The 23,046-nt window shown below is 71.8% G+C and carries 18 protein-coding genes; 12 read left to right on the top strand and 6 right to left on the bottom strand.

The features are described from left to right. Window positions 1-83 precede the first annotated feature (83 nt). A complete protein-coding gene (gene ctaD, locus ACZ4UV_RS32155) occupies window positions 84-1,757 on the top strand; it encodes an aa3-type cytochrome oxidase subunit I (RefSeq protein WP_467842596.1) in 1,674 nt (557 codons plus the stop codon). Next, window positions 1,754-2,155: an aa3-type cytochrome oxidase subunit IV gene (gene ctaF / locus ACZ4UV_RS32150; RefSeq protein ID WP_451023241.1), complete on the top strand. Its 402-nt coding sequence runs from the start codon at window positions 1,754-1,756 to the stop codon at window positions 2,153-2,155. Before ctaD ends, ctaF begins: the two co-directional genes overlap by 4 nt. Here the strand turns inward: ctaF and qcrB are convergent. From qcrB to ACZ4UV_RS32125, 5 genes are all read right to left on the bottom strand, one after another. Continuing rightward, complete coding sequence (qcrB, locus tag ACZ4UV_RS32145) at window positions 2,076-3,593, bottom strand: cytochrome bc1 complex cytochrome b subunit (protein ID WP_467842593.1); 1,518 nt, start codon at window positions 3,591-3,593, stop codon at window positions 2,076-2,078. The genes ctaF and qcrB overlap by 80 nt on opposite strands. A gap of 142 nt (window positions 3,594-3,735) precedes the next feature. Next, on the bottom strand, window positions 3,736-4,155 hold the full coding sequence (locus ACZ4UV_RS32140; RefSeq protein WP_451022761.1) for a CBS domain-containing protein: 420 nt from the start codon (window positions 4,153-4,155) through the stop codon (window positions 3,736-3,738). A gap of 84 nt (window positions 4,156-4,239) precedes the next feature. Continuing rightward, a complete protein-coding gene (locus ACZ4UV_RS32135) occupies window positions 4,240-4,965 on the bottom strand; it encodes a metallophosphoesterase family protein (protein ID WP_451022760.1) in 726 nt (241 codons plus the stop codon). Continuing rightward, window positions 4,962-5,204: a BON domain-containing protein gene (locus ACZ4UV_RS32130; RefSeq protein WP_451022759.1), complete on the bottom strand. Its 243-nt coding sequence runs from the start codon at window positions 5,202-5,204 to the stop codon at window positions 4,962-4,964. Before ACZ4UV_RS32130 ends, ACZ4UV_RS32135 begins: the two co-directional genes overlap by 4 nt. After that, on the bottom strand, window positions 5,204-5,854 hold the full coding sequence (locus ACZ4UV_RS32125; RefSeq protein WP_451022758.1) for a nucleotidyltransferase family protein: 651 nt from the start codon (window positions 5,852-5,854) through the stop codon (window positions 5,204-5,206). Before ACZ4UV_RS32125 ends, ACZ4UV_RS32130 begins: the two co-directional genes overlap by 1 nt. A gap of 281 nt (window positions 5,855-6,135) precedes the next feature. On the opposite strand from ACZ4UV_RS32125, the gene ACZ4UV_RS32120 reads away from it, so the two are divergent. The 10 genes from ACZ4UV_RS32120 (at window position 6,136) to ACZ4UV_RS32075 (ending at window position 21,153) form a co-directional block, all read left to right on the top strand. Beyond that, entirely contained in the window at window positions 6,136-7,092 is a 957-nt protein-coding gene (locus ACZ4UV_RS32120; RefSeq protein ID WP_467842588.1) for a TIGR03557 family F420-dependent LLM class oxidoreductase, read from the top strand. Between the two features lie 78 nt (window positions 7,093-7,170). Next, on the top strand, window positions 7,171-7,734 hold the full coding sequence (locus ACZ4UV_RS32115; protein ID WP_467842910.1) for a cysteine hydrolase family protein: 564 nt from the start codon (window positions 7,171-7,173) through the stop codon (window positions 7,732-7,734). Further along, the gene (locus ACZ4UV_RS32110) at window positions 7,731-10,784 is read left to right on the top strand and encodes an FAD-binding and (Fe-S)-binding domain-containing protein (protein ID WP_467842585.1); all 3,054 of its coding nucleotides are present in this window, start codon (window positions 7,731-7,733) and stop codon (window positions 10,782-10,784) included. The genes ACZ4UV_RS32115 and ACZ4UV_RS32110 overlap by 4 nt, the downstream gene beginning before the upstream one ends. 36 nt (window positions 10,785-10,820) lie before the next feature. Then, the gene (locus ACZ4UV_RS32105; protein ID WP_467842582.1) at window positions 10,821-12,623 is read left to right on the top strand and encodes a thiamine pyrophosphate-requiring protein; all 1,803 of its coding nucleotides are present in this window, start codon (window positions 10,821-10,823) and stop codon (window positions 12,621-12,623) included. Continuing rightward, window positions 12,620-14,125, top strand: coding sequence for an SDR family oxidoreductase (locus ACZ4UV_RS32100; protein ID WP_467842579.1), 1,506 nt, complete (start codon window positions 12,620-12,622; stop codon window positions 14,123-14,125). Before ACZ4UV_RS32105 ends, ACZ4UV_RS32100 begins: the two co-directional genes overlap by 4 nt. A gap of 144 nt (window positions 14,126-14,269) precedes the next feature. Beyond that, window positions 14,270-15,796, top strand: a complete 1,527-nt coding sequence (locus ACZ4UV_RS32095) for an APC family permease (protein ID WP_467842576.1) — start codon at window positions 14,270-14,272, stop codon at window positions 15,794-15,796. 47 nt (window positions 15,797-15,843) lie between these two features. Next, a complete protein-coding gene (locus tag ACZ4UV_RS32090) occupies window positions 15,844-17,304 on the top strand; it encodes an aldehyde dehydrogenase family protein (RefSeq protein ID WP_451019743.1) in 1,461 nt (486 codons plus the stop codon). A gap of 247 nt (window positions 17,305-17,551) precedes the next feature. Further along, window positions 17,552-19,189: an MFS transporter gene (locus ACZ4UV_RS32085; RefSeq protein ID WP_467842573.1), complete on the top strand. Its 1,638-nt coding sequence runs from the start codon at window positions 17,552-17,554 to the stop codon at window positions 19,187-19,189. Between the two features lie 30 nt (window positions 19,190-19,219). Next, the gene (locus ACZ4UV_RS32080; protein WP_467842570.1) at window positions 19,220-20,182 is read left to right on the top strand and encodes an alpha/beta fold hydrolase; all 963 of its coding nucleotides are present in this window, start codon (window positions 19,220-19,222) and stop codon (window positions 20,180-20,182) included. Window positions 20,183-20,238: 56 nt separating this feature from the next. Next, a complete protein-coding gene (locus ACZ4UV_RS32075) occupies window positions 20,239-21,153 on the top strand; it encodes a squalene/phytoene synthase family protein (RefSeq protein WP_390035505.1) in 915 nt (304 codons plus the stop codon). On the opposite strand, the gene ACZ4UV_RS32070 is transcribed toward ACZ4UV_RS32075, so the two are convergent. Continuing rightward, window positions 21,144-23,045 (bottom strand): glycoside hydrolase family 97 protein, encoded by a 1,902-nt coding sequence (locus ACZ4UV_RS32070; RefSeq protein ID WP_467842567.1) that lies wholly within the window; start codon window positions 23,043-23,045, stop codon window positions 21,144-21,146. The two genes, ACZ4UV_RS32075 and ACZ4UV_RS32070, sit on opposite strands and share 10 nt — an antisense overlap. Between the last annotated feature and the right edge of the window lies 1 nt (window position 23,046).

Genomic DNA, 23,046 nt, shown 5'->3' with positions numbered 1-23,046 from the left:
CGGGCGGGAGCCGGCGGTTTCCGCGTACGGCGGGCAGGGCACCCGCGAGGCGCTTCCCGCGCCCGGCACGGCTGAGGAGGACCATGAGCGAACTCTCCCAACGCGTCGGCGAAGAGCCCGCGCCTCCCGCGCCGCCCGTACCGCTGGGGCGCCGGCTGCTGGGCTGGGTCTCCACGACCGACCACAAGGTGGTCGGCCGCCTGTACATGGTGACGGCGTTCTGCTTCTTCCTGTTCGCCGGGCTGCTGGCGCTGGGCATGCGGGCCGAACTGGCCCGGCCCGGGCTGCAGTTCCTCAGCGACCAGACCTACAACCAGTTCGTCACCATCCACGGCACGATCATGATGCTGCTGTTCGCGACCCCGATGTTCGCCGGTTTCGCGAACGCGATCATGCCGCTCCAGATCGGCGCCCCGGACCTGGCCTTCCCGCGGCTCAACGCGCTGTCGTACTGGATGTACCTGTTCGGCGGGCTGATCGTGGTCTCCGGGTTCCTGGTGCCGGGCGGCGCCGCGGCCTTCGGCTGGTTCGCCTACGCGCCGCTGAACAGTGCCTACTTCTCCCCCGGCGCGGGCGGTGACCTGTGGGTGATGGGGCTGGTGGTGTCGGGTGTGTCGACGACGCTGACCGCGGTGAACTTCCTCGCCACCGTGCTGTGCCTGCGCGCCCCGGGCATGACCATGTTCCGGATGCCGATGTTCACCTGGAACGTGCTGTTCACGTCGATCCTGGTGCTGCCCGCGTTCCCGGTCCTCACGGCCGCGCTGCTCGCCCTGGAGTCGGACCGCAAGTTCGGCTCGCACGTCTTCGACGCGCACAACGGCGGGGCGCTGCTGTGGCAGCACCTGTTCTGGTTCTTCGGGCATCCGGAGGTGTACATCGTGGCGCTGCCGTTCTTCGGCATCGTCTCCGAGATCATCCCGGTGTTCTCGCGCAAGCCCCTCTTCGGCTATCTGCCGATGATCGGTGCCACCATCTCCATCACCATGCTGTCCGCGGTCGTCTGGGCGCACCACATGTTCGCGACCGGGGCGGTGCTGCTGCCGTTCTTCTCGATCATGTCGTTCCTGATCGCCGTCCCGACCGGGATCAAGTTCTTCGCGTGGATCGGGACGATGCGCGGGGGGTCGCTCTCCTTCGAGACGCCGATGCTGTGGTCGATGGGCTTCCTGGTGACCTTCCTGCTCGGCGGGTTGAGCGGGGTGCTCGTCGCGTCGCCCCCGCTCGACTTCCACGTCACCGACTCCTACTTCATCGTGGCCCATCTGCACTACGTGCTCTTCGGGACGGTGGTCTTCGCGACGTTCGCGGGCTTCTACTTCTGGTGGCCCAAGTTCACCGGGAAGATGCTCGACGAGCGGTGGGGGAAGGTGCATTTCTGGCTGCTCTTCCCGGGGTTCCAGCTGACGTTCCTGGTCCAGCACTGGCTCGGGGCCGAGGGCATGCCCCGCCGGTACGCCGACTATCTGCCGGCGGACGGGTTCACCCTCCTCAACACCCTCTCGTCGGCGGGCGCGTTCCTGCTGGGCGTCTCCACGCTGCCGTTCCTCTACAACGTCTGGCTCACGGCCCACCGGGGACGGCAGGTCGAGGAGGACGACCCGTGGGGGTACGGGCGCGGCCTGGAGTGGGCGACGAGCTGCCCGCCGCCGCGGCACAACTTCGTGGCGCTGCCCCGGGTGCGGTCGGAGTCGCCGGCGTTCGACCTGCACCATCCGGAGATCCTGCGGCTGGCGGAGAGGAAGGGGCTGCGGTGAAGGTCGAGGCACTGCTCTTCGGCGGGGTGGCCGTCTTCTTCGGCGCCGCCGCCGCGCTCTACGGCGTGTGGTCACGGGCCGACCCGACCGGGACGGCGGCGCTGATCGTGGCGTTCGGGATGGCCGCGCTGGTCTCGTTCTTCTGCGCGGTCAGCTACGTCCGGCACGGCCCGCGCCCGCAGGACCGTACGGACGCGGAGGTGGCGGAGTCGGCCGGGCCGGTGGAGTTCTTCCCGCCGCACAGCTCCTGGCCGGTCGTCACCGCGCTCGGGTTCGCGCTCGCGGCGACCGGGGTGGTGTTCGGCCTGTGGCTGTTCCTCATCGGCTTCGGTGTTCTGGCCCGGGGTGTTGCCGGGCTGGTGTTCCAGTACGTGAACCGGGGGGTCGACCAGGACTGACCGGCCGGCGGGGGGCGCCCGGCCGGAACGAGGTCACCGGGCGGTGGCCGCTCTCGTAGCCGCCGGCAAGGGTCTGCCGTACGTCACCGGTCTCCTCGCCCTCGGTCAGCCGTTCCTGTTCCGCGTGCAGCAGGGCGTGGCACAGGGCGCGGGTGAGGAAGAACGCGAGGACCGGGGCGACGATCAGGGAGATGCGGAAGATCCAGGTCAGGGCGTTCACCGAGATCCGGAAGGTCTGCGCCACGACGTCGTTGCCGCCGGCCAGCAGCAGTACGCCGTAGAAGGTGATCCCGGCCACGCCGAGGCCGGTACGGACGGGCCGTTCGCGGGGGCGGTCGCAGAGGTGCTGCTCCTGTCGCCACTCCCCGGTCAGCCGCTGCTCCACGAAGGGGTAGGCGTACAGCACGAGGAACAGCAGCGCGGGCAGGACCACGGCCGGCAGCAGCACGTTCCACATGAGGGTGTGTCCGGCGAGGTTCGTCTCCCAGGGCGGCACGAGGCGCAGCGAGCCTTCCAGAAAGCCGACGTACCAGTCCGGCTGGGATCCGGTCGACGCCTGGTCGGGGCGGTAGGGGCCGTATTTCCACACCGGGTTGATCTGGGCGACCCCGGCGAGCGCCACCAGCAGTCCGGAGACGCCGAGGGACAGGCCGAGGGAGGAGGCCGTGAACTGGGGGTAGAGCGGCTTTCCGACGGCGTTGGAGTTCTTGTGGCCGGGTCCGCGCCAGTGGGTGTGCTTCAGATGGAAGACCAGGATCAGGTGGACGGTGACAAGGGCGATGAGCGCACCCGGCAGCAGCAGGATGTGCAGGCTGTACAGCCGGGGGACGATGTCGTGGCCGGGGAACTCGGAGCCGAACAGGAACATGCCCACGTAGGTACCCACCACGGGGATGGAGAGCATGATGCCCTGGGCGATGCGCAGTCCGGTGCCGGACAAGAGGTCGTCGGGCAGTGAGTAGCCGGCGAAGCCCTCGGCCAGGGCGAGCGTGAAGAGCGTGACGCCGATGGCCCAGTTCATCTCCCGGGGGCGCCGGAAGGCGCCTGTGAAGAAGATCCGCAGCAGGTGCACGCCGATCGCGGCGACGAAGACCAGCGCGGCCCAGTGGTGGGCCTGCCGCATCAGCAGGCCGCCGCGGACGTCGAAGCTGATGTGCAGGGTCGAGTCGAAGGCTCCGGACACGGGCTGTCCGAGGAGGGGGACGTAAGACCCCTGGTAGACGACGTCCTGCATCTCGGGTTTGAAGAAGAACGTCAGCCACACGCCCGTGAGGACCAGGACGATCAGGCTGTAGAGGGCGATCTCGCCCAGCAGGAACGACCAGTGGTCGGGGAAGGACTTGCGCAGCAGCTGACCGGCCCCGTCGTGGACGGGCAGCCGGGCGTCGACCGCGTTCGCGAACCGCTCCCCCGCCGCACCGTGCTCGGGATTCACCACACGCCCTCCTCACCTCCCGCCATCCCTTGCCCGGGAGGCGCGGGGCGAGTACCCGGCGCTCGCGAAACACTCGCGCGGCTGGGCCGAGGCACCCGATCGGCTGAGAGCGCGAGCACCCCGGTGTTTCCGCGGCTCCGTGGCCTCAGGTGTTGGGCCGGGCGGCGCTGATGTCGCCGAGAGCGGACTGCTCGTCGCGTTCGATCGCGAGGTCGCCGACGGCGACGATGCCCACCGGCCGGTCGCCGTCGACGACCGGGAGCCGCCGTACGGCATGCTCGCGCATCAGCCGGACCGCCCGGTCCAGGCTGTCGTCGGGCGTGACGGTGACCAGGTCCTCGCTGGCCGCCTGCATCACGGTCGTCCGCTCCGGGTCGACGCCTTCGGCGAAGGCCCGCACCACCAGGTCGCGGTCGCTCACCAGGCACCGCAGGTGTCCGTCCTCGGTCACCAGGACCGCGCCGACGTCCTCGTCCCGCATCACGCGGGCCACGAAGGCCACAGATGCCTGCGGCTCGACGCTCACCAGGTCGCTGGTCATGATGTCGCGTACGTGCTGGGCCATGACCGGCCCCCTTCCCACTCCTCGAGGGTGCTGCCGGCGACCGGGTACCCCTCGTACCGGGCCCCTCCCCGGACCACCGGGACGTCAGTGGCCAGAGAGCGAATAGACGTGGAAGGCCCGTCCGATGACGGGCTGGGCCACGTTGCGCACCCGCACTCCCCCGCCGGTCATGCCGTGCTCGGTGCCGGCGTGCGCGTGTCCGTGGACGGCGAGGTCGGCGCCCACGGTGTCGATGGCCTCGGCGAGGAGGTAGCTGCCGAGGAAGGGGTAGATCTCCGGGGGTTCGCCGGCCAGGGTGTCCGGTACGGGGGCGAAGTGGGTCAGGGCGATCCGCGCGTCGCACTCGTGCCGGCGCAGCTCCTCGAGGGCGGCGCGCAGGCCATCGGCGCGGCGGCGTGCGTAGCGTACGAACTCCTTCATCACGGGCTCGCCGAACTCGCCGGCGCACCGGCCGACGAACCCGCCGCCGAACCCCTTGGTACCGGCCACGCCGATCCGCAGGCCCCCGTGGGTCACGACGGTCGCCTCGCCCTCCAGGACATGCGCTCCGGCGTCCCGCAGGATGTTCGTGACCTCGTCGGGGTGGTCGTCGTGGTGGTCGTGGTTCCCGAGGACGGCGACGACCGGGACGCCCAGGTCCTTGATCTCCCGGGCGACCACCCGCGCCTCCTCGGGGGTGCCGTGCCGGGTGAGGTCACCGGCGAGCAGGAGGACGTCGGCGCAGCGCGGCAGGGTCTCGAAGGCCGGGCGGAGGGTGCCCCGGCTGTCGGGGCCCATGTGGATGTCGCCCACGGCCGCTACTCGGATCATGTCAGCTCCTCCGAGTGGTCGGGCGGCGCGGTCTCGGCGACGACGAGGTCGCAGTGGACCGGCACGCCCGCCAGCTCGTCCTGGACGAGGCGAAGGACGGCCTCGCGGCAGTCGGCGGACGGGACGGTCCCGGTCAGCAGGACCGTCCCGCCCCGGAGCTCGGCCCGTACCCCCAGCTCGCCGCAGGGTCCGGCGGCGAGGTGCTCGGCGACATGGGCCACGCGGTATTCGAGGTTCATCACTGCTCCTGCCGGGGTTCGATGACGTTCAGCCGCTCCAGGAGGAACAGGAACGCGGCGGGCATCGGCTCGTCCCCGCAGCGGCGCCGCACCTCCGCCCAGTCGATCTTCTCGCGGAGCGTGCGGGCCACCGGGAGGACAGCCCCGAAGTCGCAGTGGTGCTCGGAGAAGGCGGTGTTCAGGTTCACCACCAGGTCGGTCGCCGACAGGACCGGCATGTGCACGGAGTCCACGGGGAGTTCCTCGGCGCGGGCCAGCAGGTCCACGGTGACCGGCTGGTGGGCGAGTTCGAAGATGATGTCGACGTCCTGGTCGAAACAGGAGGTCTTCACCAGCCAGTCCTCCGGCGGGACGCGCACCGTCAGACCGGCCGCACGCAGGGACCCGGCCACCGCCTCGGCGTCCTCGGGCAGCACGCAGAAGTCGGCGTCGTGCTGGAGCCTGCCGCTGCCGCCGTGGGCGTAGACGGCGACGCTGCCGGCCAGCGCGAACCTGTGTCCGGCACGTTTGAGGATGGCGCCGATCTGCTTGGCCGCCTCCAGAATGGCCTGGGTGCGGTCGGGCGGGAGCAGCTCCGCCGCGGCCGGCTCCGGTTCCGGCCCGGCCACCCGGAGCTCGGGGGCGGGCGCCGCGCCCTGTCTGTTTCTCATCGACGGCTCCCTTCGGACTGCCGACGCGGCGCGCCGGCAGCGCCACAGCTCCTCGGCGTACGGCACGACGACACCGCAGACGGCGGCCCCAGCGAGCGCCGCCGGTTCCGCCAGGCCTTCCGGGGCAGCACGCGCGGTGCCATGAACACCTCCGTGGCCGGTCTGTCGATGACCCGCCTCCCCGGTACCCCTCCTCATCCGGGCGACACGCCGTGCACAACCCGGTGGTCACCGGGTACTCGGCTGCGGTCCCCAGTCACACACGCGGATCAGGAGAGACGATGGCGGGCTTCGGATACTTCCTCTCGTGCGAGGAGCACAGCCCCGCGGATCTGGTCGAGCAGGCGCGGATGGCCGAGCAGGCCGGGTTCGAGTCGCTGTGGATCTCGGACCACTACCACCCGTGGCACGACGGGCAGGGCCAGAGCCCGTTCGTGTGGTCGGTGATCGGCGCTCTCTCCCAGGCGGTCTCGCTGCCCGTGGAGACGGCGGTGACCTGCCCGCTGGTGCGGACCCACCCCGCGGTGGTCGCCCAGGCGGCGGCGACCGCCGCGGTGCAGCTGGACGGCCGGTTCCGGCTGGGGGTGGGTACCGGTGAGGCGCTGAACGAGCACATCCTCGGCACGGTCTGGCCCGAGGCGCCGGTGCGGCTGGAGATGCTGGAGGAGGCCCTGCAGATCATCCGGCGGCTGTTCACCGGGGAGCAGGTCAGCCACCGCGGCAAGCACTACACGGTGGAGAACGCCCGGCTGTACACGGTGCCGGACGAGCCGGTGCCGATCGACGTGTCGGCGTTCGGACCGCAGGCCACCGAGGTGGCCGCACGGATCGGGGACGGGCTGATCACGATGATGCCCGAGGAGTCCGTGGTGGAGCGGTTCCGGCGCGGGGGCGGCGGCGCCGACCCGGTGTACGGCGGGATGAAGGTGTGCTGGGGCACCGACCGGCAGGAGGCGGTGCGCACCGCACACCGGCTGTGGGCCAACGAGCAGCTGCCCGGTGAACTCCCGCAGGTCCTGCCGACCCCGCGCCACTACGAGCAGGCCATGCAACTGGTCACCGAGGAGCAGGTGGCCGAGGCCGTGCCGTGCGGCGACGATCCGGACGACCACGTCAAGGCGGTGTCCGCGTTCGTCGAGGCGGGGTTCGACACCGTCTACGTGAACCAGATCGGCCCGGACCAGCAGGGCTTCTTCGACTTCTACCGCACCAAGGTCCTGCCGCGGCTGCGGGACTGACCGCGCAGGCAGCGGAAGGTGGTGAACGCCGTGACCGGGCCCGGAGCGACCGACGGCCGCGCGCTCGTCGTCATCGACATGATCGACACGTACGACCACGAGGACGCGGAGCTGCTGCTGCCCGCCGCGGAGCAGGTGGTGCCCGTGCTGGCGGACCTGATCGGCAGGGCCCGGAAGGCGGGCGCGCCGGTGATCTACGCGAACGACAACTTCGGGCTCTGGCGCTCCCACCACGGCGAACTCGTCGAGTCCGCACTGTCCCGCCCGCACGCGGACCTGGTCGAGCCGATCCGCCCGGACGACGACTCCCTGTTCGTCGTCAAGGCCCGGCACTCGATCTTCTACGACACCCCCCTGGCCTATCTGCTGTGGGAGCTGGGCGTCGGGACGGTGGTGCTGAGCGGCCAGGTCACCGAGCAGTGCGTCCTCTACTCGGCCCTGGACGCCCACATCCGCCATCTGGAGGTCACGGTGCCGAGGGACGCCGTCGCCTCGATCCACGCGCACCTGGCGTCGGCGGCGCTGGACATGATGGAGCGCAACATGGGGGCCCGGATCGTCCTGGCGAAAGAAGTCGACTTCCTGGGTACCCGGGGGGCCGCACCGGAGGAGACTCCACGTCAGCCCGGAGGTCGGCGATGAGCGCACGCGTTCCCGGAGAGTCACTGGACGGACTGGTCACGGCCCTGCGCGACGGGACCGACGCGGAGGTCCGTTTCGATACCGGGAGCCGGGGCGCCTACTCGACGGACGGCTCCAACTACCGGCAGGTCCCGCTCGGCGTGGTCGTGCCGCGCACCGTGGAGGCCGGTGCCCACGCGGTGGAGCTGTGCGCCCGCTTCGACGTCCCGGTGCTGTCACGCGGCGGCGGCACCAGTCTCGCCGGGCAGACCACGAACGAGGCCGTGGTGATCGACTGGAGCAAGTACTGCAACTCGCTGGTCTCCGTCGACCCCGAGGCGCGCACCTGCGTGGTGGAGCCCGGCATCGTCCTGGACGAACTCAACCGGCGGCTGGCCGACCACAAACTCAAGTTCGGCCCCAAGCCGTCGACGCACAGCCACTGCGCGCTCGGCGGGATGATCGGCAACAACTCGTGCGGGGCGTCCGCGCAGGCCTACGGGAAGACGGTCGACAACGTGCGCCGGCTCGAAGTGCTGACGTACGACGGGCTGCGGATGTGGGTGGGACCCGCCTCGAAGGCGGAGCGGGCCCGGATCGCCGCCGGGGGCGGCCGGCGGGCCGAGCTGTACGACGGCCTCGACCGGATCGTCACCGAGTACCTGGGGGACATCCGGCGCGGCTACCCGAAGATCCCGCGCCGGGTCTCCGGCTACAACCTGGACTCGCTGCTCCCGGAGAACGGCTTCGACGTGGCCAGGGCCCTGGTCGGCAGCGAGGGGACCCTGGTGACCGTGGTGCGCGCCGAGCTGGAGCTGGTGCCGGTACCGGCGTACGAGTCGCTGCTGGTGCTGGGGTACGACGACATCTGCCAGGCCGCCGATCACGTGTCACAGCTGCTGGAGCACTGCTCCCCCGGCCAGCTGGAGGCGCTGGACGGGCGGATGGCCGAGCTGATGCGCGAGGAGCAGGCCTGTCTGGAGTCGCTGCGCGTGCTGCCGGAGGCGGACAGCTGGCTGCTGGTGCAGTTCACCGGGGACAGCCAGGACGAGGCCGACGAACAGGCGCACGCGCTGCTGAAGGCGATCGGCCGGTCGGAGAAGGACCCCTCGGTGGCCTTCTCCGACAACCCGCAGCGCGAGCAGAAGATGCTCAAGGCGCGGGAGGCCGGGCTCGGGGTGACCGCGCGGCCGCCGGACGACCGGGAGACCTGGGAGGGCTGGGAGGACTCCGCGGTGCCGCCCGAGCGGCTCGGCGACTACCTGCGCGACCTCAAGGGGCTGTTCGAGGAGTTCTACTACGACCACCCCTCGCTGTACGGCCACTTCGGGCAGGGGTGTGTACACACCCGGATCCCGTTCGGGCTGAAGACCGCCGAGGGTGTCGCCGACTTCCGGCGCTTCGTTGAGCGGGCCGCCGACCTGGTGGCCTCCTACGGCGGTTCGCTGTCGGGCGAGCACGGCGACGGCCAGTCCCGGGGCGAGCTGCTGACCCGGATGTTCGGGGAGCGGCTGGTCGGTGCCTTCGGCGAGCTGAAAGCGCTGTTCGACCCGGGCAACCGGATGAACCCCGGCAAGGTCGTGGACCCGCATCCGGTGGACGGGCAACTGCGGCTCGGGGCCGCCTGGCGGCCGGACACCCACGACACCCACTTCGGGTATCCGGAGGACGACCGCTCCTTCACCCGGGCGGTGCTGCGCTGTGTCGGCATCGGCAACTGCCGGAGCCTCGAGGGCGACGTGATGTGCCCCTCCTACCGGGCCACCCGCGAGGAGGAGCACTCCACGCGCGGGCGGTCGCGGCTGCTGTTCGAGATGCTCGACGGCCACGCCGACTCGGCGGTCAAGGACGGCTGGCGGTCCACGGAGGTCCGGGACGCCCTGGACCTCTGTCTGGCCTGCAAGGGCTGCAAGTCCGACTGCCCGACGGGCGTCGACATGGCCACGTACAAGGCGGAGTTCCTCGCCCACCACTACGCGGGCCGCCTCCGCCCGGCCGCCCACTACTCGATGGGCTGGCTGCCGCTCTGGGCCCGACTGGCCGAGCACGCGCCCGGGTTGGCGAACAGCGCGCTGCACGCGCCGCTGCTCGGCCGGGTCGGCAAGGCCTTCGCCGGGGTGGCCGGGGAGCGGCAGCCCCCGGTCTTCGCGGAGCGGTCCTTCGTCCGGTGGTGGCGCGCTCTCGGCACCGAGCAGCCGGACCCGGCGGATCCGGCGACCGTGGTCCTGTGGCCGGACACCTTCAGCAACCACTTCCATCCCTCGGTCGCGATGTCGGCCGTACGGGTGCTGGAGGACGCCGGCTTCCGGGTGGCCGTGCCCGACACACCCGTGTGCTGCGGCCTGACCTGGATCTCGACCGGTCAACTGACCTTCGCCAAGAAGGTGTTGCGCCGCTCTCTGCGGGCGCTGGCGCCTTATCTGGAGGCGGGCACGCCCGTCATCGGCCTGGAGCCGTCCTGTACGGCCGTGTTCCGCTCCGACGCCCCCGAACTGCTGCCCGACGACCAGGACGTGCGGCGGCTCGCCGGGCAGACCCGTACCTTCGCCGAGCAGCTCGTCCACCACGCGCCCGCCGGCTGGCAGCCGCCGTTCCTGGCCCGGCAGGCGACCGTGCAGCCCCACTGCCACCAGCACGCGATCATGAAGTTCGACGCCGACCGCGAACTCATGCGCCGTGCCCACCTGGACGCGGACGTCCTCGACGAGGGCTGCTGCGGCCTGGCCGGCAACTTCGGCTTCGAGCGCGGGCACCACGACGTCTCCATGGCGGTCGGCGAGCTGGGAGTGCTGCCCGCGGTGCGCGGGGCCGCCCCGGACAGCCTCGTGCTGGCCGACGGGTTCAGCTGCCGCACCCAGATCGAACAGGGCGGCACCGGGCGCCGGGCCCTGCACCTGGCGGAGGCGCTGGCCCTCGCCCTGGACGGCCCCGTGCCCAGTGACCGCCCCGAGCGGCTGGCCCGACGGCCCGCCGAACCCTCAAGCACGGCCCGGTGGGCGACCACCGCGGCCGCCGGGACCCTCGCGGCCGCGGCCGCGCTGGGCGCCGTACGGCAGTTGCGCCGCCCGTAGACGCACGCACGTCAACTTCAGGAAAGGTTGTCGAACATGTCGACGAAGGTCTCCGACTACATCCTCCAGCGGCTGCGCGAGTGGGACGTGGACCATGTCTTCGCCTACCCCGGCGACGGCATCAACGCCCTGCTCGCGGCCTGGGGACGCGCAGAGAACAACCCCCGGTTCATCCAGTCCCGGCACGAGGAGATGTCCGCCTTCGAGGCCTGCGGCTACGCCAAGTTCTCCGGCAAGGTCGGCGTCTGCGCCGCCACCTCGGGACCCGGTGCCATCCATCTCCTCAACGGCCTGTACGACGCCAAGCTGGACCATGTCCCGGTGGTGGCGATCGTCGGCCAGACCAACCGCAGTGCCATGGGCGGCTCCTACCAGCAGGAGATCGACCTGCTCAGCCTGTACAAGGACGTGGCCTCGGACTTCTGCGAGATGGTCACCGTCCCCGAGCAGCTCCCCAACGTCCTGGACCGGGCCATGCGCACCGCCATGGCGCGCCGCTCGGTGACCGCTCTGATCATCCCGGCCGACGTGCAGGAACTCGACTACTCGCCGCCCGAGCACGCGTTCAAGATGGTGCCGTCCAGCCTCGGCATGTCGCACTACGCGCCGGCGCCCGACGACGGCGACCTCCAGCGGGCCGCCGACGTGCTCAACTCCGGTGGCAAGACGGCCATCCTGATCGGCCAGGGCGCGCGCGGCGCCCGCGCCGAGGTCAAGGAGGTCGCCGACCGGCTCGGTGCGGGGGTCGCGAAGGCGCTGCTGGGCAAGGACGCCCTCGACGACGACCTGCCCTACGTCACCGGCGCCATCGGGCTCCTCGGCACCCGGCCGTCGTACGAGATGATGCGTGACTGCGACACGCTGCTGGTGATCGGTTCCTCCTTCCCGTACACGCAGTTCCTGCCGGCGTTCGGGCACGCGCGGGCGGTGCAGATCGACATCGATCCGCACATGGTCGGGATGCGCTACCCCTTCGAGGTCAACCTCGTCGGCGACGCCGCCCGGACGCTGCGCAGGCTGCTGCCGCTGCTGGACCAGATGGAGGACCCGTCCTGGCGGCAGAAGCTCGAGAACAACGTCAGGGACTGGTGGGAGGTGATGGAACGGCGGGCCGCCGTCTCGGCCGACCCGATCAACCCCGAGTACGTCGCCCACGCCCTCAGCGGACTGCTCCCGGACGACGTCATCCTCTCCTCCGACTCCGGTTCGGCCGCCAACTGGTACGCCCGGCACCTGAAGCTGGGCGGGGCGATGCGGGGTTCGCTGTCGGGGACGCTGGCGACGATGGGGCCGGGGGTGCCGTACGCCATCGGCGCCAAGTTCGCGCACGGCGACCGGCCGGCGATCGCCCTGGTCGGTGACGGGGCGATGCAGATGAACGGCATGGCCGAGCTGATCACCATCGCCAAGTACTGGCAGGACTGGGCGGATCCGCGGCTGATCGTCGCCGTCTTCAACAACCGGGACCTGAACCAGGTCACCTGGGAGATGCGGGCCATGGAGGGCGCCCCGCAGTTCCTTCCCTCGCAGTCCATCCCCGACGTCGGGTACGCCGACTTCGCCCGCTCGCTGGGCCTGACCGGCATGCGCATCGACGAGCCGGGCGGGGTGACCGGTGCCTGGGAGGCCGCGCTCGCCGCCGACCGGCCGTGCGTCCTCGACTTCGTGACCGACCCCGCCGTACCGCCGATCCCGCCGCACGCCACCCTCGACCAGATCGAGGCCGCGGCGGCCGCCGTCCTCAAGGGCGACAGCGACCGGGTGGCGATGGTCCGGCAGGGCTTCAAGGCCAAGGTGCAGGAGTTCCTGCCGCACCGGCACGAAGCGGGACGGCGGTGAGCGACCTGCCGGCCGTCGAACGGGTGGACAGCGCCGTCTACACCGTTCCGACGGACGCCCCCGAGGCGGACGGGACCGCGGCCTGGGACAGCACCACGCTCGTCCTGGTCACCGTCCGCTGCGGGGAGGTCACCGGGCTCGGGTACACCTACGCCCCGGCCGCGGCCGCGCGGGTCGTCGACGACCTGCTCGCGGGGGTGGCCACCGGCCTGCCCGCCCTCGACGTGCCGCGCGCCAACGAGGCGATGCAGCGGGCCGTGCGCAACGCCGGGCCGCCGGGGATCGCCGCCGAGGCGATCTCCGCCGTGGACATCGCCCTGTGGGACGCCAAGGCACGGCTGCTCGGGCTCCCGCTGGTGGATCTGCTCGGCGCCGCCCGGGACGACGTGCCGGTGTACGGCAGCGGCGGCTTCACCACGTACGACGCGGAGCGCCAGGACCGGCAGCTGCGGGGCTGGGTGGGCGAGGAGGGCATCCCCCGGGTCAAGATCAAGATCGGGGAGTCCTGGGGCAGCCGCGAGGCACGCGACCTGGCGCGGGTGTCCCGGGCCCGGAAGAGCATCGGCGACGCGGCCGAGCTGTACGTGGACGCCAACGGCGGCTACGGCGCCAAGCAGGCCGTGCGGGTGGCGGCGGGGCTGGACGCGGAGGGCGTGACCTGGTTCGAGGAGCCGGTCTCCTCCGACCGTCTCGACGCGCTCGCCGCCGTCCGCGGCCGGGTCATGGCCGACGTGACGGTCAACTGCGCCTTCACCAGTGTGTTCGCGCCCTTCACCGAGATCGCCCCGGAGGAGTACCGGCGAGTGACCGAGGTGACCTATCTCGGCTTCGTGAACGGCACCCGGGCCGCCCTCACCCGGATGGTCCCCCGCGACCGGGGCACCGTCGTGCAGGTCGGCTCCGCGCTCGGCGAACGGGCGATCCCGCTCCAGTCGGCCTACTGCGCGGCCAAGCACGCCGTCAACGGTTTCACCTCGTCGGTCCGCGTGGAACTGCTGCACCAGGGCAGCAACGTGAACGTCACCGTCGCCCAGATGCCGGCCGTCAACACCCCGCAGTTCTCCTGGGTGCGCTCCCGGCTCCCCCGGCATCCGCAGCCGGTGCCTCCGATCTACCAGCCCGAGGTGGCCGCCCGCGGAGTCCTGTACGCCGCCGATCACCCGAAGCGCAAGCAGCGCTACATCGGGGCCACGACCGCGGCGACGATCTGGGCCAACCGGCTCGCGCCGGCGCTGCTCGACCGCTATCTGGCGCGGACGGGCTTCGACTCCCAGCAGACGGACGCACCCGCACCGGCCGGTCCCGGCAACCTGTACGCGCCGGCCGACTCCGTGCCCGGCACCGACCACGGCGCCCACGGTGCGTTCGACGACCGGTCGCACGGGCACTCCGTGCAGGCCGCGCTGGCTCGGCACCCGGCGGTGACGGCCGCGACCACGACCGCCCTCACCGTCGCGGCGGTCGGCGGTGCACGGCGGTTGCTGGGGACCAGGGGCAGGTAACGGGTCCCCCGGTTTCCGGCAGATTTCCGGCAGCTGTGAGGGGCCGGGGCGATGGTCACGACTTGGGTCCGAAAGCTTGTGCGCTTGTGCGACACAGTGGACCATGGCCGAATCGCGCCCCTCCTGAGCACGCTGGAGCTCCCGGTGACCGCTGCCCCCATCGCACCCGAGCCGGTCGACGCGCCGGCCGCCGCCCAGGTGGAACGGCAGAAGCTGCGCAAGCACTTCGGCCGCTTCGACATCCTGTTCTTCCTGCTGTGCACCATCGTCGGGGTGGACACCATCGGCGCCGTGGCCTCGTCCGGTGCCGAGGCGTTCACCTGGCTGATCGTGCTGGCCGTGGTGTTCTTCGTGCCGTCCGCGCTGCTGATCGCCGAGCTCGGGGCCGCCTTCCCCGACGAGGGCGGCCCCTACATCTGGACCAGCCGGGCCTTCGGTCGGCTGGCCGGCGCCGTCAACAACTTCCTGTACTGGATCACCAACCCGGTGTGGCTGGGCGGCACCCTCGCCGTCTCCGCCGTCACGGCGTACACCACCTTCTTCAACGACGGGAAGGACCTGAGCACCGCCGTCTTCTACGTCTTCACCCTCGTCTTCGTCTGGGTGGGCGTGCTGGCGGCGATCCTCTCCTTCGACATCGGCAAGTGGATCCCGACCATCGGCGCCTGGAGCCGGTTCGTGCTGCTCGGCCTGTTCACCGTCACGGTCGTGGTGTACGGGATCCAGCACGGGCTGCACGGCTTCGGCATCGGTGACTTCTCGCCGACCTACGCGGGATTCGTCGGCCTGGTGCCGGTCCTGATGTTCAACTACGTCGGCTTCGAGCTGCCCAACACGGCCGGCGACGAGATGACGGACCCGCAGAAGGACATCCCCTACGGCATCTTCCGCAGCGCCGTCCTCTCCGTCCTCCTCTACGCGCTGCCGATCCTCGGCATCCTGCTCGTCCTCCCGGTCAAGGCGATCACCGGCCTCGGGGGTTTCGTCGACGCGATCCGGCAGGTCTTCACGGTCTACGGCGGTCACGTCGCCGCCGACGGCACACCCACGCTCAGCGGGTTCGGCACCGTGCTCGGCGACCTGGCCGCGATCATGTTCATCCTCACGGTGCTGTCCTCCGGCGTCACCTGGATCATGGGCTCGGACCGCGCCCTGGCCGTCTCCGGCTACGACGGCGCCGCGCCCCGCTTCCTCGGCGTGATCTCCAGCCGGTTCGGCACCCCGGTCCGGGTGAACATCCTCAGCGGCCTGGTCTCCACCGCGGTCCTGATCCTGGCCCACCAGCTGACCAACGGCAGCGCGGCCAAGCTGTTCGGCGCGGTCCTCGGCCTCGCCGTGTCGACCACCCTCGTCAGCTACCTGGGCATCTTCCCGGCGCTGCCGTTCCTGCGCCGCAAGTACCCGGACACGCCCCGCCCGTACCGGGCGCCCGTCCCCTGGGTCATCAGCGTGGTGCTCACCCTGCTCATCGTCTTCGCCAGCGTGCAGCTGGTCGCGCCCGGGGCCGGCGACCACTGGTTCGGCACCGACTACGCGCCGGACGGCTGGACCCACGCCGAGCGCGGTAAGTACCTGCTGACGGAGCTGGTCCCGCTCGTCGGGTTCATGCTCCTCGGTGTCCTGTTCTGGGCGCTGGGGCGGCCCACCCGGGTGGCGGCCGTCGAGAAGTAGGGCACGAATGCTTGAACCGTAAACATGTGGTGCCTACGGTTGCGCACATGCCCCTCATTCGCGAACTTCTGATCGGCGGCAAGGACGTCCCCGCCCTGTCCGGCCGCACCACCGAGGACATCGCCCCCTACACCGGCGAGGTCTACGCCACGGTCGCCGCGGCCGGGCCCGAGGACGTGACCCGCGCCGTGGACGCCGCCGACGCGGCCTTCGAGGCGTGGGCCGCGCTCGCCCCCTTCGCCCGCCGCGCGATCTTCCTCAGGGCCGCCGACCTGCTGGAGTCACGCGCGGAGCAGGTCGCCGACCTCATGGCCCAGGAGGTCGGCGGCACCCGGCCGTGGGCCGGCTTCAACGTGGGGCTCGCCGCGAACATCCTGCGCGAGGCCGGGGCCGCGATCACCGCGCCGCGGGGCGAGGTGCTGAGCGCCCAGGAGGAGGGCGCCCTGGGGCTCGCGGTACGGGAGCCGCTCGGGGTGGTGGCGGCGTTCGCGCCGTGGAACGCCCCGGTCATCCTCGGTGTCCGGGCGGTGGCGGCGCCGCTCGCCGCCGGCAACACGGTCGTCGTCAAGCCCAGCGAGGACGCGCCGATCGCCTGCGGGCTGCTCGTCGCGGACGTGCTCCGCGAGGCCGGCCTGCCCGACGGTGTGCTGAACGTGGTCACCAACGCCCGCGAGGACGCGGCCGAGATCGCGGAGGCGCTGATCGCCGACCCGCGGGTACGGGCGGTGAACTTCACCGGCTCCACCGGCGTCGGCCGGATCATCGGCACCCACGCGGCACGGCACCTCAAGCCGGCGGTGCTGGAACTGGGCGGCAAGAACGCGGTGCTCGTCCTCGCGGACGCCGACGTGGACTACGCGGTGGACGCCGTCACCTTCAGCATGTTCATGAACTCCGGGCAGATCTGCATGTCGGGCGACCGCATCCTCGTCCACGAGTCCCTCGCCGAGGAGTTCGTCCAGAAGCTCAGCGCCAAGGTCGCCGCCCTTCCGTCCGGTGATCCGGGCGACCCGCACACGGTGGTGGGCCCGCTGGTCACCGCGTCCGCCGCGGAGCGCGTGGCCGGGCTGGTGGCGGACGCCGTCGGCAAGGGCGCCACCGTGCTCACCGGGGGCGGCCGGCCGGAGGGCGCGGTGCACCCCGCGACCGTCCTCGCCGACGTCCCCAAGGACGCCGAGCTGTACTACGCGGAGGCCTTCGGACCGCTCGGCGTCGTCGAGACGTTCACCGACGACGCGGCCGCGATCGCCCTCGCCAACGACACGGACAACGGTCTGACCTGCGGCATCATCACCGAGAACGCGACGCACGGGCTGGCGGTCGCGCGCCGGATCCGCACCGGGATCGTTCACATCAACGACCAGTCCGTGGCCGACGAACCGCACGCGCCCTTCGGCGGGGTCAAGGCCTCCGGGTACGGCCGGTTCGGCGGCCGGTGGGGCATCGAGGCGTTCTCCAACACCCGCTGGGTGACCCTCACGACCCAGCAGGCGCACTTCCCGTTCTGAGCGCCGCGCCCGCGACGTGTCACAGGCCCCACGGCTAGGCCCCGGCCGAGCCGGTGGTGCCCGGCGGGGCGGGGGCGACGCGGCCCCGCCCCCGCGGCTGCCCGTTCGGGCAAAGAGCGAGCTGGGAGGGCGTCTCTGCTTGCGGGGGCGCGGCTTCGGCGCGTAAGAAGGCCGCGTACGACAACTGGGAAGGCGGGGACCGGGGGCGCCCCGGCCCGGCATGCAACTCTCGCGGAGCGGCGGCGACATGGCAGTCACCACGAAGGACGGCGGCAGCGGTGTCTCCCCGGCCCCTGGTTCGGCCTGGGCGCCGCTGGCGCTGCCGGTGTTCCGGGCGCTGTGGATCGCGCAGTTCGTGTCGAACACCGGCACCTGGATGCAGACGGTCGGCGCGCAGTGGCTGCTGCTCGGCCACGGGGCCACCCTGGTCACGCTGGTGCAGACCGCGTCCAGCCTGCCCGTCGTCCTGCTGGCGCTGCCGTCGGGGGTGCTCGCCGACCGGTTCGACCGGCGCGGGCTGCTCGTCGTCGCCCAGGTCGCCATGTGCGCGGTGGCGGCGGTCCTTGCCGTACTGGCCTTCGCCGACGTGCTCGCCCCGGGTGCGCTGCTCGCCCTGACGTTCCTGCTGGGCTGCGGCACCGCCCTGATGGGTCCGGCCTGGCAGGCGATCCAGCCCGAACTCGTGGGCCGCGCCCAGCTCGGCCAGGCCTCCGCGCTGGGCGCGGTCAACATGAACCTGGCCCGCGCCATCGGACCGGCCGTCGGCGGTGTCCTGGTCGCGGCGGCGGGCGCGGGGTGGACGTTCGCCTTCAACGCGGTGTCCTACCTGGGCATCGTGGCCGTGCTGCTGCTGTGGAAGCGTCCCGCGGGCGCGTCCGTCCCGGCCACCGAAGGCGAGGGGTTCTTCACCGCCCTCTACGCGGCCCGCCGTTACGTGTGGAACGCGCCCGGCGTCCGGCGTGTGCTGCTGCGCACCGCGCTGTTCATCCCGGGGGCTGCGGCCGTGTGGTCGCTGCTGCCGCTGGTCGCCGGTGACTCGCTGCACCTCGGCTCCGGCGGATACGGTCTGCTGCTGGCCGCCGTCGGTTTCGGCGCCGTGGGCGGTGCGTTCCTGCTGCCCCGGCTGCAGAAGCTGCTCGGTGCCAACGGCGTGCTGGCCGCCGGGGCCCTCGTCTTCGGCGCGGTCCTGGCCGTCCTGGCGACGGTCCACGTCACGTGGGTGGCCGCGGTCGCGCTGCTGCCCGCCGGGGTGGCCTGGATCGCGGTCCTGTCCACGCTGAACGCCGCGACCCAGACCCGGCTGCCCGGCTGGGTGCGCGCCCGTGGACTCGCCGTGTACCTGCTGGTCTTCCAGGGCGGCCAGGCCCTCACCGCCCCGCTGTGGGGCGCGCTGGCCCAGGGCGCGGGTCTCGCCACCGCCCTGCTCGTGGCGGCGGGGCTGCTCGCGCTCACCGCCGGCACCGTCCCGCTATGGCCGCTGTACGACGCCGCGCGGATCGACCCGACCCCGTCCGACCACTGGCCGACCCCGCCCCTGGTCCACGAGCCCGGCCCGGCCGACGGCCCGGTCCTCGTCTCGATCGTCTACCACGTCTCCCCCGACGACGGGGCGGCCTTCGCCCGGGCCATGGCGAACGTCGCCCGCTCCCGCCGCCGCACCGGGGCGCTCACCTGGGGCCTGTACGAGGACGGCACCGAACCCGGCCGGTTCATCGAGAACTACCTCGTCGGCTCGTGGGCGGAGCACCTCGCCCAGCACCACACCCGCCAGACCGTGACCGACCGGCGCTTCGAGGAGCACGCCCGGTCCTTCCTGCTGCCCGGCACCGCGCCGGAGGCCACGCACGCCTTCGACGCCGCCTCCGGAGCAGGCCGGGACGGGTAGCCGAAGATCATTGCGCGTACGCTCGTGCACATGGTTCAGCATCGAATGGTCGACGTGAACGGGATCCGGCTGCACATCGCCGAGGAGGGTTCCGGCCCGCTGGTCGTGCTGCTGCACGGCTTTCCGGAGTCCTGGCACTCCTGGCAGCACCAGTTCGCCCCGCTGGCCGAGGCCGGCTTCCACGTGGTCGCCCCCGACCAGCGCGGGTACGGAAGCAGCGACCACCCCGCGGACGTCGGGGCTTACAGCATCTTCCATCTGGTCGGCGATGTCGTCGGGCTGATCCGGGAGCTGGGCGAGGAGCGGGCGTTCGTCGTCGGGCACGACTGGGGCGCACCGGTCGCCTGGCACACCGCGCTGTTCCGCCCCGACCTGGTGCGCGGAGTGGCCGGGCTGAGCGTGCCGCCGCCGTTCCGCGGGGCGCAGCCGCCGCTGGAGACGATGGACCGGAGGTTCGGCGGGCGCTTCTGCTGGAACTACTTCAACCGCCCGGGTGTCGCCGACGCCGAGTTCGGCCGCGACCCGCGCAGCACTTTGCGGAAGTTCTTCACCATGGCGTCCGGCGAGGGCGCCGGCACCGGTGAGATCCGGCAGCCGCTGGTCGACTCCGAACGCGGCTGGCTCGCGGACATGCCGGATCCGGAGACCCTGCCGCGGTGGTTCACCGAGGCGGACCTCGACGCGCTCTCCGAGAGCTTCTCCCACGGCTTCACCGGCGCCCTCAACTGGTACCGCAACCTCGACCGCAACTGGGAACTGACCGCCCCCTGGCAGGGCGCCGTCGTCACCCCGCCCGCCCTCTACGTCTACGGCGACCGTGACCTGGTGCCGGCGTTCCCCGGCACGCCCGAACTCATCGCCCGTCTGCCCGAGTTGATGCCGAACCTCGTGCGCGAGCCCCTGAAGCTGGCGGGCTGCGGGCACTGGACCCAGCAGGAGCGGCCGGACGAGGTGAACGCGGCGCTGCTCGAATTCCTCGACTCCCTTTCCTGACAGCACGGTTCGCGGCCCCCGGCCGGGCGATCCGCGGCAGCCTCTACGATCATTGCGTGAGCGCGTGGAACAAGACCCTGACCGCGGCAGGCATCACGGACCCGGAACTGCGCCGGGACTACAGCAGCCAGCGTCGGCTGGTGCGGCGGTACCGGCGCAGCGCCTACCTGGCCTGCCGGGTGCTGCTGCCGCCCGCCGTGCTGCCCCACGTGGTGGCCGCGACGGCCGTGATGCACCACGGGGACACACTCCTGGACTCGGGCCCGAAGCCGGAGCGGGCGGCGGCCTGGGACGCCTGGGAGAAGCGGGTGCGCACCGCACTGGAGACCGGGACCAGTGACGATCCGCTGATCCGCACCCTGCTGCACACCGTCACCGCACACCCGCGGCACCGGGCGGCCGTGGAGTCGTATCTGCCCACCGCCGCGGCCGAGTTGGAGTTCGACGGCTTCGCGACGGAGGCCGACTACCAGGCCTATGTGGACGCCTACTCACTGCCCGCCTTCATGCCGATCGCCGGACTGCTGGGGCCCGGGAGCGACACCGACGGGCGCTACCGGGCGGGCTGCCGCACGCTCATCGACGGCAGCCAGCGGCTGGACTTCGTCAACGACCTGGCCGAGGACCTGCGGGAGGGGCATCCGGGGATCCCGGCGGAGACTCTGCAGCGCTTCTCGGTCACGGTGGCGGACCTCGAGGCGGGCCGGGCCTCCGACGGCCTGCGCTCCCTCGTGGAGCACGAGGTCGAGAGGGCCCGGACCGATCTGCGGTCGGGGCGGGAGGTGCTGGCACTGATGCCGGCCGCCCACCGGCCGATGGTGAGCGCCCTCATCGAGATCGAACTGATGACCGCCGAGGCGGTACTGGCCCGCGGTACGGGGATACTGCGGGGTTCGGCGTCACCGTCCACGGCGGGCACCCTCAAGCTGTTGTTCGGTGCCCGCCGGGCGGCGGTGCGCGCTCAGCGGTAGCAGGTGGTGATGCCCGGGTGCCAGCGGCAGGCGATCCCGGCGAAGCCGCCGTTGGCGACCACATCGACGCTCAACTCGTCCCCGCCGCTCAGGACTCGGCTGTCCTGGACGAGGCCGTCGGCGCCGTCCCGGATCGTCTGCACCAGCCACCGGCCCCGGCCGACGGTCAGGGGCACGGTGGCGGTGTGGGCGGCACCGGCATAGACCCCGCCGAGGAACCAGCGGTCCCCGCTGCGGCGGGCGAGCACGGCTTCCTGCCCGGGGCTGCCGGCCAGCAGCCGGGTGTCGTCCCAGGCGGCGGGCTCCTGGTCGAGGAAGTCCCGGGCGAGGGGCCGTTGGTCGTACGACTCGGGGGTGCCGGCGAACATCTGGAGGCCCGACTCGTAGGCGACGGTGAGTCCGACCTCGGCCGCGTCGGAGTCGGGGCGCAGGCCGACGCGCTGGAAGCCGCCGGGGGTGAAGTCCATGGAGCCGATGACGTTGCGGGTGAAGGGCAGGGTGGTGAGGTGGGCGGCGGTGTTGGTGCGCTTCTCCTCGCCGCCGACGGCCTCCATGGTCATCACCTGGGGCCAGGTGCGCTGGATGCCCTTGGGCAGGGTGGCGCCGTGGAAGTCGACCATGAGGTGGTGGGCGGCGGTCTCCGCTAGGACGGTGTCGTACCACTGGAACATGGACTGCGCCTCGGAGTTCATGAAGTCGATCTTGACTCCCTTGACGCCCCAGCGTTCCAGGGTGGGCAGCCACTGGGCGCGTTCCTCGGGGGTGTCGAGGTCACGCTGGTGGATCCAGACGATGATCCCGACGCCCTTGGCCCGTGCGTAGTCGACGAGTTGGGGCATCCAGCTGTCGATCTGCCAGTCGGGGTCGGTGACGTCCCACTCGTCCTTCTTGAAGTACCAGCCGGAGTCGACGGCCTCGTAGGGCCAGTGGTGTGCGGCCGCGTAGTCGACGTACGCCTTCTGCGCGTCGAGGCTCTGCCCCGCGGTGCGGCCGCCGGCCAGCCAGGTCCACAGCACGGTGCCCGGGCGGATCCAGGAGGTGTCGGCGACCTTGGAGGCGGGCGCGAGGTCGTCGGTGAAGGTCGACCGGGTGACGGTGGCGAGGTCTCCGGTGATCATGGCCCGCCAGGGGGTGCTGAGGGCGCCGTCGGTGTGCACCTGGCTGTCGGCCAGCCTGACGCGGTACGTGCCGGTGCCCTGGGTGTGGGCGAGCCGGGCGCCCGAGTAGGTGCCGGTGAGGTCGGACTCGGCTAGCAGGGTGTAGCCGCCGTCGGTGGCGAACAGGGCCTGGTCCGAGTACTCGCCGGTCGGCGCGGTCGCGGCGGTGTACTGGTTGAACTGGCCCTCGTTGTCGACCCGGTACGTGCTGAGCCAGGCGCCCGCGGCGGCCGGCAGGTTGAACGCGGAGGTCTCGCCGAGGACGTCGCCGTACCCGGTGGGCAGGACGTAGCGGTAGGCGATGCCGTCGGCGGAGGCGCGGACGACGAGGTCGAGGCGGGCGCCGGCGGCGGTGGCGAAGGACAGCCGGGTCTCGTTCATGCGCACCCGGCGGTCCATGCGCTTGCCGGACTTCGCCCGGTAACGCTCCTCGACCGTACGGTCCCTGCGGTGCACGAAGCGCAACCCCTGTGAGAGGTCGGCCTGTTGGGTGACGATGCCGACGGGCGACGGTTCGATGACCGTACGACCGGCACGGGAGACCGCGAGGCTGAGGGTGCCGGTGGTGTCGTCGAGGGCTATCCGGGCTCGGGGTGCGTGGGCCGCCTCGGTCACGGTCCAGGCGTGCGGCTGCTGCCGCTGCTGCTCGGCGCGTGCGGGCGCGGTGGTGAGGAGAGTGGCCGCCAGCCCGGCACAGAGCGCGGCGACCATCGTTCTCGGGAGTGGAACGGCCATG

The organism is Streptomyces sp. NPDC028289 (genome assembly GCF_055565975.1).
The sequence above is the reverse complement of the archived record's forward strand: the minus strand, read 5'-3'. Positions and strand labels throughout refer to the sequence as shown.